The following is a 1,659-nucleotide window of genomic DNA, read 5'->3' on the forward strand; positions in this document are numbered from 1 at the left end:
AAGCCCTCCCAGGCGGCCCCCGCCGCCAGCAGCACACTGCCTGGGCTGGCCTTGAACTGCTCCGTGGTATGGATTGCGCTGCGGCCCATGGTGAACAGAGGGTAACGCAGGCCGTGGTTTGGCAGTCGCTCCTTCACCGCCGACATGGCGGCATAAGACGTGAACAGCGCCAGGGCGTGGCCCTGGGCCGCGTCCAGCAGGGCGGCGATCTCCTTTGCCAGCTCGTCATAATAGGCTGCGGACTTTTGCCTGGGTGGAACCTGCGGTAAGTACAGCAGACAATTCTGCTGGTAGTCGAAGGGCGAAGGGGCCACGGACTCCGTGACACGGCTGTCGGTCAGCAGGCCCGTTTCTTCTTTGAAGCGCCGGAAGTCCTCGCCTACGGCCAGGGTAGCGGAGGTGAGGATGGCGGGCCGCTCCTGCCGCCAGAGCGTCTGGCGGAGCTGGGCGGTCAGATCGGAAATGGTGGCGCACAGCATGGTGCCGCCGTGGGCGTCCTCCTCGGTGTAGAAGACCATATCCGGGTGGCCCTGGTGAAACAGGGCCACGCTGGAGGAGACGTTCTTCAGCCGCCTGCGGGTGGCAGGCGTGAGCAGGCCGTGGAGCTGCCGGTCGATCACCGTCAGGCTCCGCTCCGGTGCGGCCAGCGATGTTTTGTAGTGGACGAAGGGCCTGTCCTCCGGCGGGCGGTCCAGCTTCCGCAGCAGGCCCTTGGCGCTGTTGTTCAGGACTTCTGCAGCCAGCAGGAAGCGTTCCCCTCGCAGACTGTGGGTGAGCGCACGGATGTCCTCCGCAGCCAGGGTCACCCCGAACATCTGGCGGGCTGTCTCCGGCAGCTTGTGGGCCTCGTCCACGATGAGGGCGCAGGTGTCCGGCAGGATGGGCTTTCGCCCGCTGCCCCGGTGGATGGCGTCCGCCAGCAGCAGGTTGTGGTTGCAGATCTGGAAAAGATACCGCCCGGAATCGCACTTCTCCAAAAAGGAACGATACCGGCAGGTCTCCTGCGAACAGTTGCAGATCTGGGGGACGCAGACACGTTCCCGGTCATAGTGGCTGAGATGGGCGATCTCGTCCATGTCCAGCTCATTCCGCAGCGCAAGCAGGGCATTCCCGGCCCTCCAGTTTTTCTTTCGGAGATCCAACTGGCCCAGCCGCCGTTCCAGACGGTCATCGCAGACATAGTGGGACTTTCCCTTGCGGATCACCGCCTGGAGGGGCTGTGTAATCATGCCGTCCTCCGCCAGCAGGCTGGATAGCAGGGGGAGATATTCGTCCCGCGCCGCAGTTTGGAGGGCAATGCTGGAGGTGGAGATCAAAATAGGCCGGACGGGGAACCCGCTGGCGGCGCGGAAGCGGTGGTACACCGTCCCCGCCGCCAGATAGGCGTAGGTCTTGCCAATCCCCGTCCCGGCGTCGCACAGGGCGATGCCACCCTCCAGCATGGCGTTGAGCATTTGGTGGCAAAGGGCCACCTGGGCGGGACGCTCCGCCATGTTCCGGGTGGGGAGAAGGTCTTTGAATATGTGGTCGATCTCGTTATGGGCGTTTTGCCTGTTATTGTCGTAATTCATCCGTAAAATTCCCCTTGATGGTTCATTTTTTCGTAGGTACTCATCGTATTCTCAGCTCGACCCCCGATGAGATATAGGGAACAGTAAC

At 62.9% G+C, this 1,659-nt stretch carries 1 protein-coding gene; it reads right to left on the reverse strand.

Annotated features, from left to right (window positions below; all coding sequences use genetic code 11):
- On the reverse strand, window positions 1-1,571 hold a 1,571-nt coding region (locus QZ326_RS13225), incomplete at its 3' end, for an ATP-dependent DNA helicase (RefSeq protein WP_295746122.1).
- Window positions 1,572-1,659 lie beyond the last annotated feature (88 nt).

This window comes from uncultured Oscillibacter sp., from assembly GCF_910587525.1.
GTDB lineage: Bacteria > Bacillota > Clostridia > Oscillospirales > Oscillospiraceae > Oscillibacter.